The organism is Xanthomonas sp. 4461 (assembly GCF_024806475.1).
Taxonomy (GTDB): domain Bacteria; phylum Pseudomonadota; class Gammaproteobacteria; order Xanthomonadales; family Xanthomonadaceae; genus Xanthomonas; species Xanthomonas arboricola_F.
In genome coordinates, this window is record NZ_JANTYV010000004.1 from 267,327 (window position 1) to 293,133 (window position 25,807).

General features: G+C 67.1%; 19 protein-coding genes, 1 other RNA gene and 1 pseudogene. 4 read left to right on the top strand and 17 right to left on the bottom strand.

Features of this window, described 5'->3' with window-relative positions; all coding sequences use genetic code 11:
• Position 1: 1 nt before the first annotated feature.
• The 5 genes and pseudogenes from FHY19_RS15965 to tssK form a co-directional block, all read right to left on the bottom strand.
• Positions 2 to 718, bottom strand: coding sequence for a PP2C family serine/threonine-protein phosphatase (locus tag FHY19_RS15965; protein ID WP_259167179.1), 717 nt, complete (start codon positions 716 to 718; stop codon positions 2 to 4).
• On the bottom strand, positions 715 to 1,290 hold the full coding sequence (gene tagF, locus FHY19_RS15970) for a type VI secretion system-associated protein TagF (RefSeq protein WP_259167182.1): 576 nt from the start codon (positions 1,288 to 1,290) through the stop codon (positions 715 to 717). The genes FHY19_RS15965 and tagF overlap by 4 nt, the downstream gene beginning before the upstream one ends.
• Positions 1,287 to 4,817: a type VI secretion system membrane subunit TssM gene (tssM, locus tag FHY19_RS15975; RefSeq protein WP_259167183.1), complete on the bottom strand. Its 3,531-nt coding sequence runs from the start codon at positions 4,815 to 4,817 to the stop codon at positions 1,287 to 1,289. The genes tagF and tssM overlap by 4 nt, the downstream gene beginning before the upstream one ends.
• Positions 4,814 to 6,087 (bottom strand): annotated as a pseudogene (icmH, locus tag FHY19_RS15980) (type IVB secretion system protein IcmH/DotU). Before icmH ends, tssM begins: the two are co-directional and overlap by 4 nt.
• Positions 6,069 to 7,403 carry a type VI secretion system baseplate subunit TssK gene (tssK, locus tag FHY19_RS15985; protein WP_259167350.1) on the bottom strand — a complete coding sequence of 445 codons (1,335 nt, stop codon included), beginning with the start codon at positions 7,401 to 7,403 and terminating at the stop codon, positions 6,069 to 6,071. Before tssK ends, icmH begins: the two are co-directional and overlap by 19 nt.
• 284 nt (positions 7,404 to 7,687) lie before the next feature.
• On the opposite strand from tssK, the gene FHY19_RS15990 reads away from it, so the two are divergent.
• Positions 7,688 to 8,545, top strand: a complete 858-nt coding sequence (locus tag FHY19_RS15990; RefSeq protein ID WP_259167187.1) for a hypothetical protein — start codon at positions 7,688 to 7,690, stop codon at positions 8,543 to 8,545.
• Between the two features lie 252 nt (positions 8,546 to 8,797).
• Here FHY19_RS15990 and FHY19_RS15995 read toward each other — a convergent pair whose 3' ends face one another.
• Positions 8,798 to 9,688, bottom strand: coding sequence for an aldo/keto reductase family oxidoreductase (locus FHY19_RS15995; protein ID WP_259167189.1), 891 nt, complete (start codon positions 9,686 to 9,688; stop codon positions 8,798 to 8,800).
• Between the two features lie 253 nt (positions 9,689 to 9,941).
• On the opposite strand from FHY19_RS15995, the gene FHY19_RS16000 reads away from it, so the two are divergent.
• Entirely contained in the window at positions 9,942 to 10,823 is an 882-nt protein-coding gene (locus FHY19_RS16000; RefSeq protein ID WP_259167351.1) for a LysR family transcriptional regulator, read from the top strand.
• A 68-nt stretch (positions 10,824 to 10,891) separates the two neighbouring features.
• Here the strand turns inward: FHY19_RS16000 and tagH are convergent, their stop codons facing one another.
• The 7 genes from tagH to ecfK all read right to left on the bottom strand — a co-directional run bounded on the left by tagH (position 10,892) and on the right by ecfK (position 20,221).
• Complete coding sequence (gene tagH / locus FHY19_RS16005; RefSeq protein ID WP_259167190.1) at positions 10,892 to 12,196, bottom strand: type VI secretion system-associated FHA domain protein TagH; 1,305 nt, start codon at positions 12,194 to 12,196, stop codon at positions 10,892 to 10,894.
• A gap of 322 nt (positions 12,197 to 12,518) precedes the next feature.
• Complete coding sequence (locus tag FHY19_RS16010; RefSeq protein ID WP_259157411.1) at positions 12,519 to 13,067, bottom strand: hypothetical protein; 549 nt, start codon at positions 13,065 to 13,067, stop codon at positions 12,519 to 12,521.
• Positions 13,064 to 15,028 carry a type VI secretion system tip protein VgrG gene (gene tssI, locus FHY19_RS16015; protein ID WP_259167192.1) on the bottom strand — a complete coding sequence of 655 codons (1,965 nt, stop codon included), beginning with the start codon at positions 15,026 to 15,028 and terminating at the stop codon, positions 13,064 to 13,066. Before tssI ends, FHY19_RS16010 begins: the two co-directional genes overlap by 4 nt.
• 139 nt (positions 15,029 to 15,167) lie before the next feature.
• A complete protein-coding gene (locus FHY19_RS16020; protein ID WP_259167352.1) occupies positions 15,168 to 16,454 on the bottom strand; it encodes a tetratricopeptide repeat protein in 1,287 nt (428 codons plus the stop codon).
• Between the two features lie 382 nt (positions 16,455 to 16,836).
• On the bottom strand, positions 16,837 to 17,082 hold the full coding sequence (locus tag FHY19_RS16025) for a PAAR domain-containing protein (protein WP_259158431.1): 246 nt from the start codon (positions 17,080 to 17,082) through the stop codon (positions 16,837 to 16,839).
• 110 nt (positions 17,083 to 17,192) lie between these two features.
• On the bottom strand, positions 17,193 to 19,703 hold the full coding sequence (locus tag FHY19_RS16030; protein ID WP_259167354.1) for a serine/threonine-protein kinase: 2,511 nt from the start codon (positions 19,701 to 19,703) through the stop codon (positions 17,193 to 17,195).
• A complete protein-coding gene (ecfK, locus tag FHY19_RS16035) occupies positions 19,682 to 20,221 on the bottom strand; it encodes an ECF-type sigma factor EcfK (protein ID WP_064508453.1) in 540 nt (179 codons plus the stop codon). Before ecfK ends, FHY19_RS16030 begins: the two co-directional genes overlap by 22 nt.
• Positions 20,222 to 20,355: 134 nt before the next feature.
• Here ecfK and FHY19_RS16040 point away from each other — a divergent pair.
• Positions 20,356 to 20,431: non-coding RNA, sX9 sRNA (locus FHY19_RS16040), on the top strand.
• 121 nt (positions 20,432 to 20,552) lie between these two features.
• On the opposite strand, the gene FHY19_RS16045 is transcribed toward FHY19_RS16040, so the two are convergent.
• The 4 genes from FHY19_RS16045 to FHY19_RS16060 form a co-directional block, all read right to left on the bottom strand.
• Entirely contained in the window at positions 20,553 to 21,275 is a 723-nt protein-coding gene (locus tag FHY19_RS16045) for a ThuA domain-containing protein (protein ID WP_259167193.1), read from the bottom strand.
• A 429-nt stretch (positions 21,276 to 21,704) separates the two neighbouring features.
• Complete coding sequence (locus FHY19_RS16050) at positions 21,705 to 22,439, bottom strand: hypothetical protein (protein ID WP_259167195.1); 735 nt, start codon at positions 22,437 to 22,439, stop codon at positions 21,705 to 21,707.
• A gap of 60 nt (positions 22,440 to 22,499) precedes the next feature.
• Positions 22,500 to 23,159, bottom strand: coding sequence for a type II CAAX endopeptidase family protein (locus FHY19_RS16055; protein ID WP_259167197.1), 660 nt, complete (start codon positions 23,157 to 23,159; stop codon positions 22,500 to 22,502).
• Between the two features lie 52 nt (positions 23,160 to 23,211).
• Positions 23,212 to 23,610 (bottom strand): DUF4124 domain-containing protein, encoded by a 399-nt coding sequence (locus tag FHY19_RS16060; RefSeq protein ID WP_259167198.1) that lies wholly within the window; start codon positions 23,608 to 23,610, stop codon positions 23,212 to 23,214.
• Positions 23,611 to 24,227: 617 nt separating this feature from the next.
• On the opposite strand from FHY19_RS16060, the gene FHY19_RS16065 reads away from it, so the two are divergent.
• Positions 24,228 to 25,748: a serine hydrolase domain-containing protein gene (locus tag FHY19_RS16065; protein ID WP_259167200.1), complete on the top strand. Its 1,521-nt coding sequence runs from the start codon at positions 24,228 to 24,230 to the stop codon at positions 25,746 to 25,748.
• Positions 25,749 to 25,807: the final 59 nt, after the last annotated feature.

The following is a 25,807-nucleotide window of genomic DNA, read 5'->3' on the forward strand; positions in this document are numbered from 1 at the left end:
CTCACTCCTGCAGGCGGACGACGACGGCGGTGACGTTGTCGCGCGCCGCCCTGCCCATCGCCAGTTCGAACAACCGCGCCAGCAGCGCGCGTGGATCGCCGAAGCGATGGCATTCGGCGTCCAGCTCCGGGTCGGGGATTTCCTTGTTGATGCCATCGCTGCACAGCAAGAATTGCGTACCCGGCAGACTCGGCAGCAGCACCCAGTCGACGAACAACGGCTCCTGCGCGCCCACCGCGCGGGTAAGCACGCCGGCCGCCGCAGCGGCGGCCTGGGCCGTACCGAACTGGGTGATGTCCTCGCGCACGCCGTGCACGTGATCGCGGGTGAGCTGGCGCAGCGGGCCGCCGTGTTGCGCATAGATACGGCTGTCGCCGACCCAGCCGCACAGCATGAAATCCGGGTCGTGCACCAGCACCACCACGGTGGTGGCGATCATGTCCACGCGGCGTTGCCGCGCAACCTGCAGCAGCTCGGCGTTGATCTGCGCCAGGGTGTCGTCGATGGCATCGATGAAGTCGCACAGGTCCGGCGGGCGCACCAATGCGCCCAGCCGCTGCACCAGCAACTGGCTGGCGTAATCGCCGGCGCTGTGGCCGCCCAGGCCGTCGGCCACCACCCACAGCCCGGCATCGTCGCGCAGCAGCAGTGCGTCTTCGTTGAGCCGGCGCACCTTGCCGGTTTCGGTATGCCCCGCAGATTGATACAGCGCGCTCATCGGGTGACCTCGGTGATGTCCTCGTCGGCGAGCAGCCAGTCCAGATAGCGCTCTGCCGTGGGCAGGCCTGCGAGCGCCTGCGCAGCGCCGCCCGGCGGCCACCACAGCGACTGGCCATGCGCTGGTGCATGCGCGGTGGACGGCGTGGCCGGCACTGCGAGCGCGCGCACGGCGGTGTCGAAGCTCACCGCATCGGTGCGCGCGCGCAGCGCACGGCCCAGGCACGCCGCCGATGCGTCAAACCAGGCCACTGCGGGCAGGCAGGCAGGCGGCACCGGCATCGCCACGATCAACGGGAAGCAGCGCCCCACACGGTCTTCGCCCGGGCCCAGCACACCGGCCCAGGCCTGCGGACCGCACACGCCCGGCCCCAAGGCGAAGGCGCGCATACCGCTGCTGCGATAGGCGCCCGGCCAGCGCTCGCCGAGCTGCTGCCGCACGCTGTCCAGGCAGCTGGCAAAGTGCGCGTCCCACGGTTGTACGAAGCTGGCCGGCAAGCGCCGCTGCACGAAGTCGCCCACGCCCGGCAACTTGCCGTGGAAGCCGATCTGATCGCTCGCCGGCATGGTCATCCGCCGCACGCAAACTGCTGGACGTCGCTGTCCAGAAACGGGTGACGCAGGTTGCCCGCGCGCAGCGGCACCTGCACGTCGTGGCCACCGAGCGCGAAGCTGGCGACGAAGCGCAGATCGGACGGGTTCTGCAGATGCCCGGCCTGCAACGCGCGAAACAGCGCCCAGTCGCCTTGATAGTCGAGCGTGCCCAGCGCCACGCCATCGGCACCGAAGGCGGCAATCGACACATGCCCCGGCACCGGGCCGGGCCAGATCATCGGCATGCTTTGCGCCGCACCGGGCTGGTAGTCGTACCGCTGGCCTTCGATGTCCAGGGTCAGCCGGGTGACGCCCTCGCCCAGCGTGGGCGCCAGCACGGTAAAGCCCACCTGCGGCACCGGGCCGCCGCGAAAGTATTTCTGCCGGATGCGCTGCGCCAGTTGCAGCTGTGCAGGCAGTCCGGGCGCGCCAATCACCGCATCCGGGCCTTGTTTCCAGCGCCATTGCGGCGCCTGCGTGTCCAGCAGCGGCTGCACGGTGCCGGTGTAGAGCGTATCCAGGCGCCCGCCGGTGCCGAACAATTCGCCAAAATTCTGCAGCGGAAGGTCTACCTGCGCATCCGGATCGAACGGGTAGCGCCCGCGTACGAAATCGCTGCACACCTCGCCCACCGATTGGCGCACCTGCGCATCCAGCGCGGCGCGTGCGCCCTGGGTCATCAAGGTCGCGCTGCTGCCGGCCAGGGTCTGCAGCCAGTCGGTCAGCGGCGGCGGCAGCTGCGCCATTTCCTGCCGGGCCAGGGCCAGTTGCGCGTTGGCGGCTGCCGCATCGCCACCGCCTTGCGAGACCACCAGCAACTGCTTGCCGAGTTGATCGAGCACGCCCAGCAGATGATCCAGCGGTGTGCTGCCGGGTGCACCGGCAGTCAATGCATTGAGCGCCAGGAAGTGCTCGCTGATCGCCGCGCCCGGCAGCGCTGCGTTGCCGGCGGCAGGATCGGCAGCGGTGGCCAGCGCGGCGCTCATCGCAGCGCCGCCAGGCAGCGTTGCCGCTGCCGCATTGGCCTTGGCCGCCGCCTTGCCGGCCGCCGCAGCCACGGCGCGCTGCGCCGGGTCTGCCGGCGGTGCGCGGTCCATCGCCTGGGTGTGCTCGGCCACCACGCCCAGCAACAACCGTAGCGGCGAGCCGGGGCCGGCCAGTCTGGCGGCGCTGGCGCTGGCGCCGGCCAGATCGGCCGCCGGGCGCAATTGCAGATCGGCCAGCAGCGCGTCCCAGTAGCGGATGTAGTCGGCCTCGTAACGCTGGCCGACCTCGCGCACCAACGCGGCCTTGGCGGCCGCGTCCAGCGGCGCACCGCCGAACACCCAATCGTCGCGTCCGAAGCGTTCCACCGCCTGGCCGATGCCATCGCGCTGCAGGCCGGCGAAGACCGGCTGGGTGTACAGCGCCGCCACCGGTGTGGACAGCGCAGTGCCGCTGCGCCGCACGAAGGTATCGGCCAGCAAGCCCAGCGCCTTGTCCAAGCGCAGCGGCGTGCCGGCCGGCGGTGTCAGCAGCAGGTTGCCGTAGATCAACGTGGACAGATCGGCCGCACGCAGGCTCGCACGCGCCTGTGCGATGCGCTCGCCATCCAGCGACAGCGCACGCACGCGCCCGGGAGCCTCCAGCAAGGCCTGCAGGTGCGCGTTCACTGCCTGCTGCTGCACCACATCGCGCGGAAACAGTTTGCCGGCCTCGATGGCCGCCAGCGCCCTGAGTTGCGCAGGATCCAGATGCTGCGGCTGGCCGAGCATCAGGTACCCCTTGAGCGTGTAGTAAAGGGCTTGCGGTGCCTGCGCGTTGTCGACCAGACCATCGCGAAAGCGCACCGCCAGCGCCGGCAGCAACGTGGCGTTGAGCTGGCGCAGATACCCGGCCTGCAGTTCGTCGCCCAGCGTGGTTCCCTGGAACAACCCCATCCGCAGCGACCACGGCGTGCGCTGGCGATAATGGCGTGCCACCTGCACCACGGCCTGCGTTGCCGCAGCCTGCTGCAGCGTGCGTGCCATGTACTCGGGCATGCTGGTGGCGGCGTTGGGATCGGGCACTGCCGGGCGTGCCTGCAGTGCCTGACGCACGTGTTGGAGATAGGCGCGATTGCCCAGGTAACTGACGCTCAACCCGGCCAGCAGCGCGCCGCTCAGCAACGCAACGCCGGCATAGGCGGCCGCCTGCAGCCATGCCATGCGGCGTTGCTGCGTGGGCGGCGTGTTGGCCAGCCCGGATTCGCGCAGCACCACCTCGCGCAGCAAGCGCTCGACAAAGAACGTGCGGCGTTGCGCGCCGGGGGCGTGCACCCGCGCATCGTCCACACCGAAGGTGCGTGCCACCGCGCCCATCATGCGGTCGATCGGCGTGCCTTCCTGGGTGCCGGAAGTGAAGTACACCCCGCGCAGCAGCGGCGCCGGCCCGTAGGCGGTGCCGGCAAAGGTGCCTTCGACAAACTGCCGCGCACGTTCGCCAAGCGCGGCCACCTGCTGCGGAAACGACAGGATCGTCGCACGCCGCAAACGGTCGCGCTCCAGATTCAGCCGCTCGAACAGGCGTGCGCTCAACTGCTGCTGCAGCAGATTGAATTCCTCTGCAAAACCGCGCGCGGCGCGGCCGTCGAGCGTGTGCGCGAGCGCAAATGTCATGCCCCAGACCTGGCTGCGCTGGCCGGGCGTGAGATCGTCGAAGAATTCGCCAAAGCCACCGATCAGATCGCACTTGGTAAAGATGAGGTACACCGGCACGCTGGCCTGCAACTGCTCGGCCAGCTCGTCCAGGCGGCGACGGATCGCCTGCATGTGCGTGTCGCGTTCGCCATCGTCGAGCAGCAACAGGTCGGACATGCTCATGGTCACCAGCACCCCATTGAGCGGCCGGCGCGGGCGATGGCGCCGCAGCAGGCGCAGGAAGTCGCGCCAGGCGCCGGCATCGACGGCCTGGTCGGAGTCCTGTGTGGTGTAGCGCCCGGCGGTATCCAGAAACACCGCTTCGTCGGTGAACCACCATTCGCAATCGCGGGTGCCGCCCACCCCGCGCAACGCCGCATCGCCCATGCGCGCTGCCAGCGGAAACTGCAGGCCCGAATGCTGCAGCAAGGTGCTCTTGCCCGAGCCGGGCGGACCGATCAAGGCGTACCACGGCAGCGTGTACAGATCGCCGCCACCGCGGCGCTTGCGCAGCAGTTGAATGGCCTGCTGGAAGCGCGCCTGCAATTGCGCGCGCTCCTGCCCGCTGCGCAGTTCGCGGTCATCGTCGCGACCGGGTGCGGCCAATGCGCTGGATAGCCCGGCCGCGCGCCGCTGCGCCCGCCAACGTCGCCATCCCAGCACGCCCAGCCACACCCCGATCAACAGCACGATTGCCAACAGCCGCGCCGCCATGCCGGTCAGCGGGCTCCAGCCATCGATGGCGACATACGGCCCGCCCACCCACAGCAGCAGCGACAGCAGGCACAGCGCCAATACGCTCACCACCAGCGTGGCACTCAGCTTGGACAACAGCGTCTTCATCGTCATTCCCCAGGCTGGAACAGAATCTCGACGCGGCGATTGCGCGCGCGATTGGCAGGCAGCTGCGCCGGCTGCGCCACCGGTTGCGAGTCGCCGGCGCCCAGCGCTTCCACCCGCCCCGACGTGGCCAGGTGCGTGCGCAACAGCTGCGCAACCGCCTCGGCACGCGCCCCCGACAAGGCGTAGTTGTCCTGAAAACGCAGCGAGCGCACCGGCACGTCGTCGGTATGCCCGACCACGATCACCCGTCCCGGCAATTGATCGATTGCCGCCGCGATCTGTGCGATCAGGCCACGTTGCTCCGGCTCCACCTCGACGCCGCCGGAGGCGAACATCGCCGCGCTGCTCAGGCGCGCGCGCGTCTGTCCATCGGACTGCTCATCCACGCTCAACAGGCCGGCGCGCTCCTGCGTGGCAAGCAACTGTTTCAGACGCACCTGCGGCGGCGGCAACGGCGTTGCCTGCGGTGGTGTGGCCGGCGCCAGCCCCCACTGCGCAACCTGCGCGCTGATCGGCGCCGACAATGCGTTCAGGCGCGTCTGCATCCACGCGAAGGCCACCACCAACACGCTCAGCCCCAACAGCGCAGCGGCCCACAGCGGCAGGAAGCGGCCCAGCCGGCGGCGGTCTTCCACCCCGCGCCAATGCGGCGCCAGGCTGTCGGGTGCGGCGCCGCGCGCCGCACGGATACGGCGGAACAGGTCGTCCTGAATCTCGCCGAGCTTGGCCAGCCCGCCCGCTTCGATCTGATACCGGCCCACGAATCCCAGCGCCAGGCACAGATACATCAGCTCGATCAATTCCAGATGCCGCGACACATCCGCGCACAGACGCTCCAGGATCTGGAAGAACTTGGCGCCGCCGTACGATTCGCCATGAAAGACCACCAGCAAGGTCTTTTGCGACCAGCCACTGCGCTCGCCCCACGGCGCATTGAGCACCGCCTCGTCGAGCAAGGCGCACAACACGTAACGCGCGGCGGTGACCGCTTCCACCGGCGCGCCGCCATCGCGGGCGCGTTGCTCGAAGCGGCGGATCTGCGCCATCACCTGCTCGCGCAGACGGACCACGTCGGGAAGCTGCGCGCTGTGACGCAATTGTACCGCCAGCAGCAACAACGGCGTGGCCGCCTGCACCAACGGGTTGACGCTGCGGCCCAGCAACTCGCTGATGTCGGTGTCTTCGGCAGCCACCACGCTGGCCGCAAGCGGCGCAACCAGGCCGGCATCGATGTCGGTCATGGAACGGCTCATGCGCTCAACTCCGGATCGCCCACAGTTGCAGGTCCAGCCCGGCGAATTCGCTGCCGAAGTGGAATGCGATGCCGCCGGAGGTCTTCAAGGTTCGCCACAATGCGGCGCTCTTGTCGAACTCGAAGTACAGGTAACCGGCGTGGTACGGAATCTGCCGCGGCGCCACCGCCATCGGCGTTGCCACGATGCCGGGCAACTGCAGATTGACCAGATCGCGGATCTGCTCCACCGGCCCGATCTTGGCGTGCGCGGGCAGCTGCCGGCGCAATTCCTCGCTGGGCATGTCGGCCTTTGCGGCGAGGACGAACGCGGCGCTGTCCAGCAAGCTCGGGTCGGGCACCATCGCCACCCACACGCCGAACTTGCGTGCCTGCATCGGCAACGGGGTGGCGGTCTGTTCGAGCACCGCGCTCAGGCTGGAGCGCAAGGCGCCGATCACCGGTTCGAAGCTGTCCTGCTGCGCCTCGTGCCGATAGGCCGGCCATGCCGGCGGGCGCTTGCCTGGCGCGGTAAAGGTGCTGAGCTCGCCCGCCAGCCCCACCAGGGCACGGAACAGCTCTTCAGGATGCGCCAACGGTGCGGCGGACCAGTGCGCAATCTGCGGTTGCCAGCGGTTGATCACCTGCAACAGCAGGAAATCGGCGATGTCGGCAGCGCCGCCGCGGTCGGTCAGCGTCACCCGCGCCGCCAGCGCCTCGCCGCGCTGATGCAACAAGCCAAGCAGTTCGGTCAGGAACGTGGTCAACCGTGAGGCGGCCTGGCAGACCATCGCACTGGGAATGAAGTGCGGGTCGAGGATCACCTGACGGTCCGAGCGCGATTCGATGATGCGCGCCACCGCGATACGGTCCAAGCCGTCCAGTGGCTGCGATTGCGGCAGCAGCCGCGTGCTCAGCCCACCGACTTCCATCAGCACCGCCTCGCTGGTGCTGCCCGACGCATCGCCGCTTTCGGTCTCACGCACGCGGTAGCGGAACAACTGATCGACCGGCGATTCCGGACGCCCCAGTTCCGGCTGCGCCGGTACCCGCAAGGGCAGCGTGAGATACACGATCTGATCGCGGCAGTTGGGGTCCACCTCCAGCGCCACCGGTAGCGGATCGTCACCCGGCATCGCGAACGGCGTGCCGTCGGCAAACACGCCACGCGCACGCCGCAACCCCAGCTTGCCCACCGCCAGCAGATCGGTCTCCCATTCCAGCTCGCTCAGGCCCCAGGCGTACGGCCGCAGCCGCGCCGCACGCAGATCCACATAGCGCTCCAGGTAGCGTTCCTGCTGCTGCAGATGCTGCGGGCGCAGAAACAGCCCTTCGCTCCACACGACCTTGTTGTTGTGCATGATCCACTCGCTATGGAAACGCCGCGCGCCACCGCACGGCGTGCCATGCGCAAGCGTCATGTTGTGGGTCGGTTGCATCCCGCTGGCGATCGCGATGGCTGCAGTCGCCAGGCCCCGATGGGGCGCGTCGACGGGGTGATTCTGCGGCGCAGCTGCCAGGCGCACCCGTCAAAATGTCTCAGGCAATCGACCGCCATCGGCGACATCGGTACCATTCGTCGTACCCGCACGATGGACATCCTCAGATGTTCCATGCGCTGCGGACGAGTCGCCGGGGGAGCGCCTTGATCCTGATTTTTGTTGTCGAGAAGCGTCGAGTCACTCAAGGCTGCGGCTTTGTCGCCGACTTTTGCCTGATCTGTCGCAGCGCCCGGGCATTCGAGGTCCAGCGCGTCGGCCTGGCATGGTCGATGTTTGGCCTGCGTCTTGGCGCGGCGAGGTATACGCATGAACAGCAGGTGTGCCAGAGCTGCAGGCAGGCGCTCCCGCACGATCCATCGTGGTTCAGGCAACGCGCGTCGTCGCCAGAGACCATCGATAGATTGATCGACATCACCCAGCCGGCGCTTGTGACACGCCTGGCGAGCCGGCTAGAGATCGAGGACCGGATTCGCGAGTCGGTCGGCTCGCTGGACCCGGCGCAGCGAGCCGACTTGTTGCGCGCGCCCTTTTTGCTGCTGTATCCGCAACTGCATCAGCGCTTTGCAAGCACTCGACTCGATTGGCGCCAACTGGCGGTATTGGTCGTTGGCCTGCCATGCGCGCTGCTGCTCCTGCTACCTATCGGGTTCCTGCTCGAGCGCATCGGCGTCCCGATCGCACAGACGGGGCCGTGGATCTCGTTTGCCGCATTCACCGGCTATGTGGGGCTGGCGATATGGGTGTTCCGACGGCAACGCAAACTGTTTTTCGAGCGCGAGATTCTTCCGGCGTTCGCACTTGCCGTTGCCGGGCTTTCCCCAAGCCGCGAAGAATTGACGCTCGCGCTGGCAGACAATCGCAGCGGCCCGCTGCGGCATTGGCGTCGCCTCGCGCCGGCCTGGTTGGACACGGTTGCCCGGCTGCCTGCACCGGCCAGGTGGCCTTCGCGGGTTCCGGGGGCTGCGGCCGACGATGATGCGCGCTGGCGGCGGCCGGCCTGATGGCGCGTCGTTGCCGGTCCTGACCGCAACGGATGCGGTTGGCCGACACGCGGCTGGAACTTGGCCGATTGCCGGATGCCTCACGCCCGACGCTGACGGCGCTGCGGTTCAACCAGCGGCCGCCGCCACGCACTGAAGCATCGCGCGCGGCCTTGGGCTCATTCTCCTGCCACGCGCGCCAGCAAGGCACGCGTGGCAAGTTCATCGCGCAGTCTCGGCGGGTGGCTGCAGACACCGCGTACGCGGTATACCTCAGTGCGAGGAACCGACTTCGGTGGCAATACCGTCCAGCGTTGCCACCTGCTCTGCGGACAGGGTCAGCGCGGACGCGGCGAAGTTCTCCCATAGATGCGGTACCGAGGAGGTTCCGGCGATCGCCAGGATGTTGGGCGAGCGCTGCAGCAACCAGGCAAGCGCCACCTGTTTCGAGGTTGCGCCGACCTCCTTGGCAACGCCCGACAGTCGGTCCGATTGCAGCGGCGAAAAGCCGCCCAGCGGGAAAAACGGGACATAGGCGATGCCCTGTTGCGCGAGTGAATCGATCAAGGCGTCGTCGTCGCGTCTGACCAGGTTGTAGTGGTTCTGCACACAGACGATGTTGGTCAGCGCCTGCGCCTGCGCGACCTGCCGTGGAGTGACATTGCTCAGGCCGATATGGCGGACAAGACCTTCACGTTGCAACGCTGCCAGGCACGCCACCGGCTCGGCGATCGAGCGCTCGTCGGTCTGCATCGGTGCACCCAGCCGCAGGTTGACGACATCGAGCGCCTCCAGCCCCAGACTCGCGAGGTTTTCATGCACTTGTCGCCTCAGACTCTCGGGCGAGGCGTCGCCATTCCAGGAGCCGTCGCCTCCGCGGCTGACGCCGATCTTGGTGACGATCACCAGGTCGTCGTCATAGGGATGCAGCGCTTCGCGGATCAGCGCATTGGACACATGCGGACCGTAAAACTCGGCGGTATCGATGTGATTGGCGCCCAGTGCGACGGCCTCGCGCAGCACCGACAACGCCGCAGCCTTGTCGCGCGGCGGACCCCAGACATGGGGCCCAGGCAACTGCATGGTGCCGTATCCCATCCGTTGCAGGCTGAGGGTGGTGCCGGGCAGGGTGAAGCTTCCACCAAGACGCGCAGTGCTGTTCATTCGAAGTTCCTTGCAGTGAGTGGACGGGCTTGCTGCTGAATCGCTGCCGGCACGCGTGCGATGCCGATGGTGTGCGGCCGGGTTGCATGGGCGGCCGCACTCCGGGACAGCAATGGGTGCAGGCATTGCGGCGATGGCAGGCTGCGGTATCGCGCTGGATTGGCAATCTACGGGCGCCGCCGCTGTACGACAATCTGATATAAATCGAACAAGTCGTACGGAAATCCGAACAATGCCCAATCGCCTGGCAGACATGGATGCATTCGTGCGCGTGGCGCGGGCAGGCGGTTTCCGGGAAGCGGCCAAAAGCGCGGGCCAGAGTGCGTCCAACTTCAGCGATGCGATCAAGCGCATGGAGTCCTGGCTCGGCGTGCGGCTGTTCAACCGCACCACGCGCAGCGTCGTGCTGACCGATGCAGGCAAGGCACTGCTGGCCCGCATCGAGCCCGCATTGATCGAACTCGATGGCGCCAAGGAAGTCATGAGCGCGTTCCGCGACACGCCGACAGGAACACTGCGGCTGAACGTGCCGGTCAGCGCGGCTTGTCTGGTGCTGCCACGGATCCTGCCGCCGTTCCTGGCGGCCTATCCGGATATCACCGTGGAGATCCTGACCGAAGAGAGTTTCGTCGACGTCATCGCCGCAGGCTGCGACGCCGGCATCCGCTACGGCGAGCGGCTGCAGCAGGACATGGTGGCCATCCCGATCGGCCCACGTGTGCAGCGCAGCGCAACGGCGGCCGCGCCCGGCTACCTGGATCGGCGCGGCCGGCCGACGCATCCCCGGGAGCTGGTCGGCCACGACTGCATCCGTGGCCGCTTTCCAAGCGGCGTGATCGCCGAATGGGAATTCGAGCGCAACGGCGAAGTGGTCACCATCGTTCCGCGCGGGCAACTGCTGGTGGAGATCGGCGGGGGAATCGAGCTCGCCATTCAATCGGCGGTGGCCGGAAGCGGGATCGTCCACCTGTTCGAGCAATGGCTTCAGCCGCACCTGGATGCGGGCGCGCTCGAACCGGTGCTGCGTCCCTGGTGGCAGCCGTTCCAGGGGCCGTACCTGTACTACCCCAACCGCAACCTCACGCCACCGGCGCTGCGGGCCTTCATCGAATTCGTCAAGCAGTTGCCGGACTGAGCGTGCGCGATGCACGGCTGCCCGGCGTGTCGCACCCTTGGCTGCATCGCCCACTGCATGCGCTGGAGTCAGCGCGCGGCGGGCTGCCGCCGTGCCGACTTCAGGCGCGCCAGCTGGGCTTCGTAGGCGCGGGCGAACTCGTCGCCGAACAGGCGACGGAAGCAGTCGTCCGGATCGCCGCGCAGTTGTTCGAAGTTGTCGCGGTAGCGCTCCCAGTAGCGGCCCTTGCCGCCGAAGCTCAGGCGCTTGCCGCCGGCGTCGGCCTCCTGTTCCAGACGGTCGGGGCTGAAGTGGAACAGCATCGCGTCGAAGGCGGCGCGCATGCCCGCCAGCATCGCCATCTGGTGGCAGCGGATGTCGTCGAAGGCGTCCTCGAAGGCAGGCACACCGGACAGAAACGAAGCGCTTGGCGGGGCCAGCAGTTTCTGCAGCGCGTCTTCGGCGGTGGCGGCGAACTTGAGCGGGTTGTTCTCCGAGCGCTGTATCACCGTCACCGGCAAGCGAAAGGTGTTCTTGATCTCGGCGCGTGCGCGCAGCACGTCCATGACGCCATCCACCACGATGGTGAAGATGCGCTCCAGCTCCGGTGGCACGGCCAGCGTCGATGCCGGCGCGCTGCCTGATCTCTGCAAGGCCAACGCTGCCACGGGTGGCGCAGGGACCGTCGACGCGGGCGGCGCAAAGTCGCCCATCGTCAGGTCCCAGTTCTCCGGTAGCGTGGCGCGCGCCTCACCGTTGCCAGGCGGACGGAAGTGATCGTGACTGGCGTTGCTGTGATTCCATGCGCTGGACCCCACGCTCGGTGCTGGAGCCGGTAACGGGTCGAGCAGCCGCAATGGATCGAGCTCGCGTGGCGTGCTGTCGAGCAGCAGGCCTTCCAGCGGGTCGTCGGTGACAGGATGCGCAGCAAGCGGCGCACCGAAGTCCAGCAGGTCGAACGCGTGCGCAGGCGTGGCAGTGCGCATCGGCGATGGCGGTGGCGCGACCTGGGTGCGGTCGTCCATGGCGTCCGGCAGCGGATCCAACGCAGCTGCGAGGTCCGGCGCGGCGCCCGGGGAGTGCACCTGCACCTGGATTTCAAAACTGTCCAGTTGCAGGCGATCGCCATCGCTCAACGCGCAAGGATCGGCACGCGTGAGCGCCACGCCGTTGAGCGACATGCCATTGGTGCTGCGGTCTTCGATGAAGTACATGCCATTGAGGAAGCGCACCACCGCATGCGTGCGCGAGACGCCTGGCGCCGCCAGCACCCAATCGCTTTCATCGGAACGGCCAATGCTTCCACCGCTGCCGGCAAAGCGCTTTTGCGCGCTGGCCCCGAATTGCGCGGCGTGCACGCCGCCGACGGTGAGAATCAACTGCGAACTGGACACGACACGGACTCCTGCAAACGATGGTGGGCGTCAGACAGCGATGCGCTGCAATTCAAAATCCCTTGCTGGACGCCACACACCGCACCGCGCACCCAGCACGGCCCGGCGACAACCCGACGGCTGGCAGAGGACGGCTGCGCCGCGGCGACTGCAGCGCCGCTTCGATGGCGAACACGGCAAGGTACCCTGCAGACCGTTGATGTCAGGCCGACGCACGGCGCACGGGGCCAGGCCCTGGATGCGAGCGGCACATCCCGACTGCACGCCAGGCATGCCAACCTGTCCGCCAGGTGGGTTTGAGCCTGCTTCCCATGCCTGGTCATCACTGCACCTGCGCATTGGCCAGCAACTCCAGCGCGTGTGCGGCATACCCCGTGCGGCGCGTCTGCAGCTGCGCCGGCTCACGCGCGGCAAGCAAGGTGATTGCGGCGGCCACCGCGCGTGCGGTCAGGTGCTCGGGCGGTGGCACCGGCGTGGCCTGCTGCGGTGGCGCCAGGCTGCCGCCGGACCAGGCCACTGCCGCCGCCAACCAGGCGCCCAACGAGACGTAACCGCCTGCATGCGCAAACGCCTGCGCGGCACGGCGGTGCGCTTCGCTGGGATCGCGCACCCACTTTTCGGCCAGCGCGGCGCCGACGCGGTCTTCCTCGTCCAGCGTTTCGCCGCGCACGCATTGGCACAGCCAGGCCACCGCATAGCGCTTGGGCAGCAGGCGCGCGAGCAGCTTGATCGCATCCTCGCCATGCCCATGCGCCAGCAACGCACGCACCGCTGCCTGCGGCGCCATCGTCGCGCCCAGCTGCGCACGTGCAGCCGCGGATACCTGCATGTCCGCACACGCCTGCGCCAGCGAGAGATCGGGCGCGCTCATCCGATCATGATCAGGCCGCCGCCAACCTGCACCAGCGCATCGGCCTTGATGTTCACCAGCGGGCCCTTGACCGTGGCAGACGCGCCGGCTTCGGCGCTGAGCATGCCGCCCGAAGACAGCTTGAGCGTACCGTCGCCCACCACTTCGGTCGCCGGCGAGGTGGCCTGCAGCTGCGCATCGGCAATCAACTTGATCGCCAGCGAGGTGGTCTTGGCTTCGGAGGTCGCATCGACCAGGATCTTGATGCCGCTGAGCACGATGTCGCCGTTGCGCTTCATCAGCAGACGCGAACTGCCGGTGACCAGCTCGATCTCTTCGCCGGCCTTGAGCAACAGCTTCTTGCCCACATCCACGCTGTCGTTGTTCTCGATGCGGGCACTGCGATCGTGCCTGACCGTGAGGACCTGGTCGTTGGTCACGGTGGCGGTGTGGTCGTTCAGCACCTCTTCGCGCAGATCGCGTTGCGCGCGCAGATAGACTTCTTCGTGGCCGGCCTTGTCGTCGAAGCGCAGCTCGTTGAAGTCCGCGCTGCCGCCGAGCAGGCTGCGGCTACGCATACCGCTCTGGGTCTTGTTGTCCGGCAAGGCGAACGGCACTGCATGATCGGCGTTGTAGACGCTGCCTACGATCAACGGGCGGTCCGGATCGCCTTCCAGGAAGCTCACCACCACTTCCTGCCCGACCCGCGGCAGGCTCATCGCGCCCCAGCCCTTGCCCGCCCACATCGAGGCCACGCGCACCCAGCAGGACGGCGCACCGTGTGGGCGCGCGGACGTGGCCCAGTGAAAGGTCACCTGCACACGGCCATGCGCATCCACCACGATGTCTTCGTCGGTATCGCCGGTCACCACCGCCGTCTGCAGGCCGGCAATGCTGGGGGTTGGCGTGCGCCGCAGGCTACGGAAGGGCAGCCGGCTTTCCATCACCTGCACGGTGCTGGAAAACGGCGCTTCGTCGCCATGCTCCGGCGCGGCCAGCGTGGTCTGTGCCGACAACACCAGATATTGCTGGTTGATCGGAGCGCATGGATGCCCGCGCAGGGTGAACAGCGCACCGACCATCAGGCCGCAGGCATTGGTGGTTGCGTGGTGGCTGGCACGCTGCACGTTGAGCGCCTCGGTACGCACCTGCGCGTAGCGGTTGCCGTCGGCTTGCAGTGCATGCGGACCCGGATAATCGAATGCGTTCAGCGCGTCCACCTGATGCAGCTCGTCCCCGCTGGCGTCGGCCTCTGCTGCCAGTGAGGCACGCGGCTGCTGCGGGTCGTAGTCGGCGAGCGCGTGACGGGTGGGATGCAGCGCGCGGGTGCTGCGCCACTGGCTCACCACCGAGCACAGGATGCGCCGGTGTTGCATTTCAGGCGGCACGTACGGCAGGGTGTCCACTCCGTTGCGTACCGCATGCGCGCCAAGCGCGTCGCAGAGCACCAGCGTGTGCGCGTTGCGCGCATGCGTGAAGTAGTAATAGATGCCTTCCTGCTCCAGCAGCCGGCTGATGAAGCTGAAGTCGTCTTCGCGGTATTGCACGCAATACACCCGCTTGGGGTATTGCGCGCTCAGCTGCTGCTGGATGTCGCTGTAGCCGCTCTCGCCCAGCACGCTGGTGACGATCTCCGGAACGCTCAGGTCCTGATAGATGCGGCAATCGCGGCGCTGGGTCAGCAACCATGGCCGCGGGACCACATGCAGCTCGAGCACGGTGTAGGAAAGCGCGTCGATCACGGTGAAGCCGGCCTGTGCGCAGGTGGCCACGATGCCGTGGTACCAGCGCTGCGTGCCGTTGTCGTCGGCCAGCTCCACGGCGACCGGTGTGGCCAGAAGCGCGCGCAGGTTGGGCTGTGCGTCCGTGCACAAGGCGTCGATGCGGAACTCGAACAGCTGCCCCAGCGCTTCGCTGGCCTGCATGCGGTGCAGCAGCAGGCGCTCGCCAAGGTCGGAGTGCAGCGTGATGGTGCGCGGCATCGAAGCATCCACAGGTGAGTGAGCAACGCACGACGCGCTGACCGGCAGCCCCGGAGTGACGGCCTGCAAGGACCACTGCATGCCATTGCTGCCGGGGTCATGCTCACACGCGTGCGGCCGGCAAAGCCGACATTTCGTCTCAGGGCTGTACAGCTGTGCGTGCGGTCACGACCCAGCCATGCACCGGCTGTCCGCGCTCGCTGCGCAGCACATCCAGCGCGATGGCAATCGGCTGCAGGCCGGCGCTGTGCAGCGCGGCCAGCACATGCGCATGGCTATGCCGGTAGCGGCCGCTGGCATCCAGTTCCACCGCATCGGCGGCGGTCTCCAGGGCTTCGACGGTAAAGCCCAGCACGCCGCCCGGCCGCAGCGCTGCGGCTGCGGCGGCAAGCACCGGGTGCAGCGCACCGAAGTACACCAGCGTGTCTGCCGATGCGATGACGTCCCAGTGCGTCGGCCGGCCTTGCAGGTAGGCGGTGAGTTCGGCGACTTCCAGCATGTCGTAGCCGCCGCGCTGCCGTGCCTTGGCCACCATGCCCGGCGACAGGTCCACCCCGACCAACTGCTGCGCATACGGGCGCAGCAACGCTGCGCACAGCCCGGTACCGCAGCCTGCATCCAGGATGCCGAGCGCAGCCTGCGGCGCGGGCAGACACGCGGCCAGCGCCTCGCCCAGCCGCTGCGGCGCGCGGTAGTCCAGGTTGTGCAGCAATTGCTCGTCGAAGCTGTCGGCGAAGCCGTCGAACAGCTCGCGCACATAGGTGTCGCCTGCACGCGGCGGCGGTGCGGCGCCACCGCAGGCTGCCAGCATGTGCGTGGCCACGGCATTGCCCGGGTCGCGCGCCAGCCATGCACGGTAGACCGCCTGCGCCTGGATGTGTTCGCCCAGCAAGTACAGACCGGTGCCCAGGGCCTCGCGCGCATGCAGGTGCTCCGGCGCCAGGCTGCAGGCCTGCTGCAGGCATTCCACCGATTGCTGCAGGTGCTCGGCGGCTTGCGCGTTGTTGCGCAGGAACAAGCCGAGCAGGTAGTGCCCGTGCGCCGATTGGGGATAGGTGTGCAGCAACGCAGCGTGGGTCAGGAAGGCTTCCTCCGGGCGGCGCTGCGCTTCGAGCACGGCGGCCAGATTGGCCAGCGCATCGGCATGCGCCGGTTCCAGCGCAAGCGCACGGCGATAGCACTGTTCGGCATCGCCCAGCCGGCCGCATTCGCGATGCACGTTGCCCAGGTTGTTGCAGGCATCCGGCTGCGCAGGCGCCAGCCGCAAGGCCTGGCTGATGACCTCCACCGCCGCTGCGCTCTTGCCTTGCTGATGCAGCAACACGCCCTGGTAATGCAACGCCTGCGCATGGCCGGGCTGCACGTTCAGCAGTTGGGCATACGCCTGCGCGGCCTGGTCGAGCCTGCCGGCGCGATGGGCCTGCATCGCGCTGTGCAGCACGGCGTCCAGGTCGGTGTGTGTGTGGGCGATCGCGTGGCGGGCAGGCTGCATGCGGCATCTCCTTGGTGGCTAGGACGCAGGCGATGCGTCGAATGACGGCGGATCGGGCAACGCTGGCGTGCCGTTGCTGGCGATGCATCTGCGCGTGGACACTGCGGTCGCGACGCTCAGCTGTTTTTCGCAGCGTTTTTAACTCTTCTGAAGACGCGCAGAGGCCGACCATGACGACCGCTCGGTTGCATGCGCACGCAACCGGTCGCTGCGATGGCGCCGCTGCGGATGCAGCGACGATCGCCGACGTCTCGCGCGCCGCGGCGCCATGTGTCAACCATGCAAGCCCAGCGCAGTGCGCACCCCGGCCAGGCCATCAGCCGATCAACACCGTAAAGCAGCCCAGGCTGATCACCCCGCCATGCGCGGTGCTGTCGCCCAGACGGGCCGCCGGTTGGCCGCTGATGATCACGGTCGGCGCGCCCACCACGATGCTGTCCGGCGGGCCCACGCACACCGCCGAATCGCCAATGCGCGCGGCCGGCAGGCCACCGATCAACACCGTCGGTGCGCCAGGCCCGATGATCGGCCCGCCCACATGCGGCACCACCCCGGTGACCATCGGGCAGACATGCAGATCGGTCAGGCGTGCGGCAGGTTGCACGGGGGGCTCCGGCGCTGGCAGTACGGGCACTATCCCGCCGCGTGACGCCGCCGACCCGGCAATTCGTCTCAGCGCCGCGCCACCGACGTTGCCGTCTCCACGCTGGATGCGGCTGGCTCCGCCAGCGCCAGGGTCTGCCGTGCCGCGCGCAACGGCTCTTGGGCATCGCCAAAGATGCCGGTGAGCACCTGCACCGCCTGCTGCGCATGCGCGCGCGCGGCGGCGGTCTGGCCGAGCGTGCGCTCGGCCTCGGACATGCCGCGCAGGATCTCGGCGGTCTGCGGATGCGCACGGCCCAGCACCCGCAGCGAGGCCGTCAGCGCGGCGCGCTGTTCGGCCAGCGACTGCGCTGCCTGCCCTGCATCCAGCAACCAGAACGCGTGGTTGCTGCGCAGGCCGATCGTCTCAGGTGCGTTTTCGCCAAACACCACGCGCCCACGTTGCAACGCCGCCCGGTAATGCGGCCCGGCCTCGGCCACCTTGCCCTGTTGCCGCAGCGCGCCAGCCAGGTTCGCTTCCACCATCAGCGTATCGATGGCGTTGTCGCCATAGAGCTTGCGGTGGATCTGCAGCAGCGGCGTCAGCTCGGCCTCTGCGCCGGCGAAGTCGCGCTGCATCAGCAGATACACCGACAGGCTGTTGCGCATCGACAGCACAAACGGATGCTCGGGCCCGTCCAGGGCGATGCGGTCGCGCAGCAGGGCGCGCTGCAGGATGATCGCCGGCGCCAGTTGCCCGACCTCGGCCAGCATGGCGGCGTAGACGTTGCCGGCGTTGATGCGCTGGCCCGCACGCGTGGCGGGGTTGGCCAGCGCCGCCACGTAGGCATGCCGGCTTTCGGTCATGGCCTCGGCAATGCGGCCCCGGTCGCGCAGCGTCCAGGCCAGCCATCCGCGCATGTCGTTGGCCATGGTCTGCTGCTGCGCATCGCCACGCTGCGCTTGCGCGATGCCCTGGCGCAGCAGCTGCGCCGCTTCCTCGCGCTTGCCGGCACCGCGCAGCGCCTGGCCCAGCATGGAGGTGGCCTTCAGCGCCGGCAGGCTGCCCTCGCCCGCGCTCTCCCGCGCCAGCCGCTGCGCGGTGCGCAGGTGCTCCACCGCCTGCGGATACTTGGCCAGCGCAATCAGGGTACGGCCCAGTGTCAGTTCGACATCGGTGCGTGCATCGGGCTGGCCGCCCAGCTCGCGTGCCGCACGCTGCGAGGCCTGCTCCAGCACGCGCAGCATCAGCGTCTTGTCCAGATCCTGCGCCACGCCCGGGTCCACACTGGACAGCACCGAACTCATGAAATCGCCGGTGACCCGCGCGCGTTGCGCATCGCGCGCGGCCTGCTGCAGCGACCACAGCGTGGCGCCCAGGCCGCCGATCGAGGCCACGGCCACCAGCGCGCCGGCCAGCACACCGCTGCGATGGCGCTGGGTGAACTTGCGCAGCCGCAGCCAGCGGCCGGCCTGCAGGGCGCGCGGCGGGTAGCCGTCGAGCCAGCGGTGCAGATCGTCCAGCAGTGCCGACACCGACGCATAGCGTGCACCCGGTTCCGGTGCCAGGGCACGCAGTACGATCGCATCCAGGCCATCGCGCAGCTGCTGCAGCAATTGCACGGGGGTGGTGGCGCGCGCCGCGCAGATGCGTGCGCGCGCATCGGCCGGCACCGCTGCCACCCGTTGCGAAGGTGGCTGCGGCACGCCATCGCTGCCGGCCACCGGCGCCAGCCCGCAACTCAATTCGTAGAACATCGCGCCCAGCGCATAGATGTCGCTGCGTGCGTCCACCTCCTGCGCGCCGCGCGCCTGCTCCGGGCTCATGTAGCCGGGCGTGCCGCGGCCATGCGCCGAGGTCAGCCCCGGGTTGGCCGCATCGATGGCGATGCCGAAATCGATCACCCCCGGCATCGGCCGCCCGTCGATATCACTGACCAGCACATTGCTGGGCTTGAGATCGCGATGGATCACGCCCTTCTGGTGTGCATGCTGCACCGCCTCGCTCACCCGCAGCATCAGCAGCACGCGTGCATGCAACGACAGCCGGTGCTCGTCGCACCACCAGGTGATGGGCTCGCCGCGTAGGTACTCCATCACCAGGTATGGCCGGCCCTGGGCGTCGGTGCCCACATCGTGGATCTGCGCGATGGCCGGGTGCACCATCTGCGCCAGCAGCCGGCATTCGAATTCGAACAAGGCCCGGCCCTGCGCATCCAGCGCGTCGGCGGCCACCAGCTTGATCGCCACTTCACGCTCGTAGGCACCATCGGCGCGGTGGCCCAGGTACACCTGGCCCATGCCGCCGGCACCGAGCAGGCGGTCGATCGCCCACGCGCCGAAGCGCGTACCTGCCGGCAGTTCCGGCAGCGGTGCGTGCAACGCGGCCACGGCCTGTTTCAACGGCGCGCGTATCCGCAAGGTGGCCTGCGCTTCCACCTCCAGCATCGCCAGCAATTCATCGCGCAACACGGCATCGTCGCCGGCCTGCGCGCGCGCGAACGCGTCGCGCTCTGCGGGGGGCAACCCGCAGGCCTGGTGAAACAAGGCCTCCAGCCGTTGCCAGGTGGTGGCCACGCTCACAGCTGCGCCGCCAGCCAGACCCGTGCAAAGCGCAGGTCGCGCTCCAGCGTGGGCACCGACACCTCCAGCTGCTCGGCCGCTTCGGCCACGCTGAAACCCACCAGTTCGGTCAGCGCGAACGCGCGGGCCTTGCGCTCGTCCACCTGTGCCAGCTTGTCGAAGGCATCGGCCACCAGCATCAGCGCCTCCGGTCGCGCTGCGCCATCGGACAGGCTGATGGTCAGCGTCACCGCCTGCCCCAGCCGCTTGGCACTGGCCTGCTGGCGCGCCAGATCCACCAGCAGATGCCGCATCTGCAAGGCGGCCACTGCGTAGAAGTGGGTGCGCGACCGGAACGCCTGCTGGCCGTGCTCCAGTCGCATCCAGGCTTCATGCACCAGCTCGGTGGCCTGCAAGCCGGCACGCGCATCGCGCCGCAACTCACGCAGGGCCGTGGCCCGCAGCACCTCATAGACCTGCCGCGCCAATGCATCGCCTGCCCCAGGCTCGTCGCGCTGCCAGGCCTGCAACAACTCGGTGATCGGCAGCTCGGACATCGAGGTCCATCTCGCCTGCGTGGACGCGCAGTATCCCGCATTGGCGAGCAAGCGGAACAGCCAAAACGTAACGGTTTAGGGCCGCGCCCGCCTGCGCTCACCGCCAGGCGGGCGCGGCCGGTGCTCGGTGCGGCATGTACCCCTCGTACACTCCGGTTGCTGCGCGCCGCCGGCACCCACCTGACGACCGCGCGCTACGGTTTGGCAGCCGCTCTTGGCTGGCTGGGACGTGGCGGCAGGCCGGCGGCGGCGTTTGTGGCCAGCTAAACCGTCATGGTCAAAGCGTTACCGGTCCCCTTGATAGCGCACCCGCCCCATCCGGCTCACGCACCTAGCAGCCAGGCTCACGTCCGGCCGCATAGCGCAGGCCCTGCCGCAGCTGGGCCAGGAACTGTGCATTCGCATACACCGCCGCGTCGTGGCCCAGCCCGGTGTACCAGGCCCGTCCGCCGTCGAAGGCATGGCACCAGGCGATCGGGTGGTCGGCACCCATCGTGCCGCCGACATACAGCCGCTCATCCACTGTCGCGATCACCTGCACCTGCCCGCGCGGGTTATGCCGGTAGTTGTAGATCTCATCGGTGATCGGCCAGCTCGTGCCGACCGCCTGCCCCTCTCGCTCAGGCTGCACACGCGTGGACTGCAGCCCCGGCGGATGCCCCTTGAACCAGGCCCCGACCAGCTGTCCGTACCAGGGCCACTTGTAGCCGGTATCCGCGGCCGAATGCACGCCCAGGAAGCCACCACCCTGACGAACGAATCCTTCGAACGCCTGCTGCTGCGCCGGCGCCAGAATCTCCCCGGTGGTGCTGGCGAACGCCACCACGCGGTAGCGCGCCAGGTTGTCGGCGGTGAAGACATCCGCGTCCTCGCTGTGATCGGCCGCCATGCCCTGCTCTGCCGCCAGCTGGCGCAATGCCGCCACCGCCGTCGGAATCGACTCGTGACGGAATCCGGCGGTCTTGCTGAAGATCAACATCCGCTCCGGAGCGGACGCGGCAGTGGCGGTGTGGGAGGCGAGCATGCAGATCAGGACGAACAGGAGTCTGTGCATGCGTGCATTGTTGCGCGATCTGCGCCTTATTCAAATAGCGCTGGCCCACTACGTCGCTGTAGCGCCAGTGATCCCGACGCATACGCAGCGAACTGAAGCCGACGTCGTGACACCGATCTGCACTCGGTGCAGGCGTAGCGGGCGCGCCGTATTACACCTCCTGCAACGCTTGTCTTTGTCGACGCCAAATGGTGTGTCCTGGCGTGTCGTGAGACATCCAGCTCAAGCCGGAGCGAGCCCTGTTTGATTGCCGCCCAGGCACATAGTGCAGGTCGGTCCATCGATACTTTGCTCAAGCATCCAGGAGGCGTTGATCACTCTACACACACTGAGTTAGACATAGACGCGCAACTGGATAGGTATCGCGTGGCATGCAGCATGCCGATACGGCGGAGCTTGCCGGCGTACAGCGACGCAGGCCACTCACGCTCAGCGCTTGGCCGCCTCGCATAGCTTGCGATTGAACCAGGTGGATTTGGCAATGGGCAGGTACGCATCCCAGTCGCTGGGCGGAAGCATCGTGCTGTTCTTGTCCAGCTCCGCTTGGAACGAGGCCTCGTCGCGGCTGCGACCGGCCATGGTCTGATCCAGCGCCTTCAGGCACTCCTGTGGACGGTTCAGACGCAGCAAGGTGAGCGCGCGGTCGTTGGCCAAACGGTCGCGATCGAGCCAGTTGAGGAACTCGCCGCACTCGCCTGTAAACGCCTGCATGCCGGCAAGTGCTTCGGCATAGCGCTTGCCGCGGTAGTCCCGCAGATACGCCTCACGTCGTCGGTTACTGCTCGCGAAGGTGCAGCCGGCCGGCAACTGCAGATAGTCACCTTCGAAACGAGCGCGCATGCCGCAGTAATTGCGGCAGCTATCCTGGGTGAGTGCGGCAATGCTGAAGCCACCCGCCACTGGCTTGAACGAGAGCTTGCAGGGCGCATCGCCAACATCGCTCACTTCGGCCTTGTCGCCCTGCAGCGTGCCCTCCAGCGAACAGCTGTGGCCGTTGGCGCCCACGGCGAGAATCTCGAAGTGGCGCGCACCACCCTTGTCGCTGACCTGCAGGCTGCCCCAGCCGTGCTTGGTACTGTATTGGCCGGGCGCCGGACCAGCCGCCACCGCGCCAAAGGCCACCAACCCCACCAGTATTCCGCACCATCCATATCGCCTTGCCATCGCCTCGTCCTGTATTCGACCAAGCGGCAAGTGTGCGGCATGGCGGCGACGCCAGGCCAGTCAGGTGTAGACCATCAACCCCAGCAGATCCAGCGCGCCATGTGCCAGGATCGCCGGCCACAGTCGCCCTCGCCCGGCCACCCACCAACCCAGGATCAGCCCGAGCATCAAGATGCTGATGGCGCCAATCGGACCCTGATACAGGTGATACGAGGTGCGGATCGCCACGCTTACATTCACCGCGAAGGCCCGGCCATGCCGCGGCTCCAGGGCGCGGATCACGTAACCGCACACGAATACTTCCTCGAAGATAGGATTGATCAGCGAGATCGCCAGCACAGCCGTGATCGATAGCCGCCCGACGACCATCGCATCGAATGGATTCGTGTTGCTCCCCAAGCTCCAGTTCAACAGCGTCAGTGGATAGGTGACCAACAGGCACACCGCCAGCAAGCCGAGCCCCGCCGCCAAGTCGCGCCGCTGCCACTGCAGCCCCAGCGACTGCGGCCTCCATCCGCGGAACCACAGCACTGGCAACAAGATCGCCAGAACGAGCAGTTCGTAGAACACCATGCCCCACAGGCTCGCGTCGGAGAAGACCGGCTCTACAGCATCGCGCGCGACTGCCGAAACGCTGGACCAGATCGAAAGCCCGAACGCAATCGTCACCACGAGCAACAACTCGCCCCATCTGGCAGACCCTCCTTCACGTTCTTGCATCGATCTTCCTTGGCATGCCTTGTTTGCAGATACTCGACTTGAAACGCGCTGTTTAGCGACAGGCCTGCACGACCGCTCGCTCGACAGCCTGCATGAAGTCCGGATCGCGACGCATCGTAGTATCGGCGCGTGCGCTGTCGCGCACATGGGTAGCGCGCGTACACGCCTCCGGGCTCGGCTGGCGCTCGTAGCTGATCAGGCGTAAGCCCAGGTTTGATTCCTGGTTATTGCCGGGCGCCGCTTGCGTACCCGCCTGCGCAGCTGTGGCCGTTGCCGTCGGGGCCGGCGCGGCCGGCGCGGCTTGCTTGGTCCAACGCTTCTGCTCGGCGCCGTCGGCGCACGGCGTGGACTGGTAAACGGTCCCCAGCTTTGCATCGCTGCACTTGTAGGCCGACTGCGCCGCTGCCGGCAATGTCAGCATGTACATCGCTATCGCAAGACTTCTTTTCATTTGTGCCTCCCCCAAACGGCATAGCTTACCGATAGCAGGGAGCGAAGCGTTGTCTCTTGGAGCACGCGTCCTGTTCTTCGGCGGCGAAGATGGGTAAAGCGCGCCTGGCGTCTTGTTACCGACCGGCTTGGATCGTCGAAAAACCGGCACATTGCCGATGGCAGCGCCAAGCGGACGCACAGTAGTCACCGGCGACGCGCAAGCACAGCGCCCCCCGACGCATCTTTTCTCTCGCATTGAGCGGCTCCTCGGCACCGCAAGTCGCTGTTGTCGATCGACAAGTTAACCTTACCCCGTTGTCCGACGACTCGGCCGCGTGGACAGCCGAGCAGTTCATCCAAGTGATGTTGGTAAATCACTCTGATCCCTATGTTCCGCAGCCACCTCGATCAACAACGTGCACTTGACACACCGCGATTCCAGATACAGATCGAAGCGATGCTAGGCCGCTACGTAGCGATTCGGCCGCAGACGACCGAGCGCTTCGTCCAAGTGAGATCGGTGAATTCTAAGACCATTTTGTTCTTCCTTTGTTTTGCTCCTTTAGTTTTGCTCCTTTGTTTTGACCTCTTTGTTTTACACTTCTCCCATTCCCGCCCTAGAGCACAAGGATCGTCATGCCTGTCATCCATCGTCGTGAGCTATTAGTTGGCGGATTGACGTTGCCACTGTTGTCACTGCCAATTGCGGCTCACGCGAAGAGACCAAGCGCTTATACATCGTTCGAGACGTTACTGCGCCCAACCGTGCACACCGGTCACGAACAGTGGTTCTTGCAAGCGCGCATGGACCATCACCACGTACCAGGTGTGGCAGTTGCAGTCCTGCGCGAAGGGCAGATTCACAGCATCCAGGGCTTCGGATCGACAACGGCCGGCGGTCGCTCGCCAATCGGCGAAGACACCTTGTTCTCGGTTGGATCGGTCAGCAAGGTGGTGACGGCCGCGCTGTGCGTCAAGCTTTCCGCACTTGGCATCGTGGATCTGGACAAGGATGTCGGCACCTGGCTGCGCCGTTGGCACATACCGCAAGGGCCGGACGGCGATACCGGCAAGATCTCACTGCGCATGCTGCTGTCGCATACAGCAGGTTTCAACGTACATGGTTTCAAGGACTTCGACCCAGGCGCAGCGCTGCCCACCCTGTTACAGACGCTTACCGGAACATCGCCTGCAGTCAATAAGCCATTGCAGCGGATCGACAGTGCCGGCATCCACGCGCGTTATTCCGGCGGCGGCTACATGATCGCGCAGGCGGTGATCGAAGACGCCGTGGGCAAACCGTTGAATGCGATTGCCACCGAGCATCTTCTCGGCCCCCTGGGCATGCGCAGAAGCCGGTTCGACGCAAGCCTTGCCGCAAATACACGCGATGTGGCGCACGCCCACGACGACTCAGGTGCTCCCGTCGCACTGCCGCGCGGATGGCAGAGTTTTCCGGAGCTGGCGGCGTCCGGCTTCTGGGCCTCGGCCAAGGAGTTGAGCCACTTGGTCATCGCGCTGGGTAGCTCCTACCGCAGCAGTGGCGGATTCCTGCCGCAAGCACTGGCAGTTGACATGATGGCCGAGGTGTCCCCCGGCATTCACGGACTTGGGCCGCGCCTTGCCGGGCAAGGCCAATCGCGAATCTTTCATCACGCCGGAGCCAACGACAGCTACAAAGCCTATCTCGAGGGAAATCTCGAAAGTGGAGACGGCCTGATCGTGCTCACCAACGGTGAAAACGGCGATCTGCTCCATAACGAGATTCGCAATGCGGTCTCCGATACACAGCACTGGCCGGGCGATTGGTCTGTGCAAGTCAGCACCATCGATTTCACCGCCCTCCTGAAAGACTACACCGGCCGCTACGTGCGGCGGCCCAATCAGGAACCGTTGCTCACCGGCGTGCTGGACATGAGCTTTCTCGGCGAACAGGTTGTGATCTCGCAAGGCAGCGAGGGTCTGGTGTTGGAGGGAAAGAGCAGGCCTCGCGCGCTGAAGCCGCTCAGCAGCCACCGCTTTGTTGCCGATGCATCGATTCCTGCAGGGACACTACAGTTTCAGTTTGATCGAGGCAGCGATCGTCGTGTGGTGACGCTGAGAGTGATGGCTGGGGATGGAGTGATGGTATTCGAGCGTGACGGAACTAGTGGGTAGGGGTGATCGATCACCTTACGGCTTAGGGAACCTCTGAACAACGCATCGCAGATACGCGA

What these genes read in the sequence shown, in the direction of transcription:
- FHY19_RS15965 (WP_259167179.1), bottom strand. Translation starts at nt 718, where the DNA reads ATGAGCGCGCTGTATCAATCTGCGGGGCATACCGAAACCGGCAAGGTG.
- tagF (WP_259167182.1), bottom strand. Translation starts at nt 1,290, where the DNA reads ATGACCATGCCGGCGAGCGATCAGATCGGCTTCCACGGCAAGTTGCCG.
- tssM (WP_259167183.1), bottom strand. Translation starts at nt 4,817, where the DNA reads ATGACGATGAAGACGCTGTTGTCCAAGCTGAGTGCCACGCTGGTGGTG.
- tssK (WP_259167350.1), bottom strand. Translation starts at nt 7,403, where the DNA reads ATGCACAACAACAAGGTCGTGTGGAGCGAAGGGCTGTTTCTGCGCCCG.
- FHY19_RS15995 (WP_259167189.1), bottom strand. Translation starts at nt 9,688, where the DNA reads ATGAACAGCACTGCGCGTCTTGGTGGAAGCTTCACCCTGCCCGGCACC.
- FHY19_RS16000 (WP_259167351.1), top strand. Translation starts at nt 9,942, where the DNA reads ATGGATGCATTCGTGCGCGTGGCGCGGGCAGGCGGTTTCCGGGAAGCG.
- FHY19_RS16010 (WP_259157411.1), bottom strand. Translation starts at nt 13,067, where the DNA reads ATGAGCGCGCCCGATCTCTCGCTGGCGCAGGCGTGTGCGGACATGCAG.
- tssI (WP_259167192.1), bottom strand. Translation starts at nt 15,028, where the DNA reads ATGCCGCGCACCATCACGCTGCACTCCGACCTTGGCGAGCGCCTGCTG.
- FHY19_RS16020 (WP_259167352.1), bottom strand. Translation starts at nt 16,454, where the DNA reads ATGCAGGCCCATCGCGCCGGCAGGCTCGACCAGGCCGCGCAGGCGTAT.
- FHY19_RS16025 (WP_259158431.1), bottom strand. Translation starts at nt 17,082, where the DNA reads ATGGTCACCGGGGTGGTGCCGCATGTGGGCGGGCCGATCATCGGGCCT.
- ecfK (WP_064508453.1), bottom strand. Translation starts at nt 20,221, where the DNA reads ATGTCCGAGCTGCCGATCACCGAGTTGTTGCAGGCCTGGCAGCGCGAC.
- FHY19_RS16045 (WP_259167193.1), bottom strand. Translation starts at nt 21,275, where the DNA reads ATGCACAGACTCCTGTTCGTCCTGATCTGCATGCTCGCCTCCCACACC.
- FHY19_RS16050 (WP_259167195.1), bottom strand. Translation starts at nt 22,439, where the DNA reads ATGGCAAGGCGATATGGATGGTGCGGAATACTGGTGGGGTTGGTGGCC.
- FHY19_RS16055 (WP_259167197.1), bottom strand. Translation starts at nt 23,159, where the DNA reads ATGCAAGAACGTGAAGGAGGGTCTGCCAGATGGGGCGAGTTGTTGCTC.
- FHY19_RS16060 (WP_259167198.1), bottom strand. Translation starts at nt 23,610, where the DNA reads ATGAAAAGAAGTCTTGCGATAGCGATGTACATGCTGACATTGCCGGCA.
- FHY19_RS16065 (WP_259167200.1), top strand. Translation starts at nt 24,228, where the DNA reads ATGCCTGTCATCCATCGTCGTGAGCTATTAGTTGGCGGATTGACGTTG.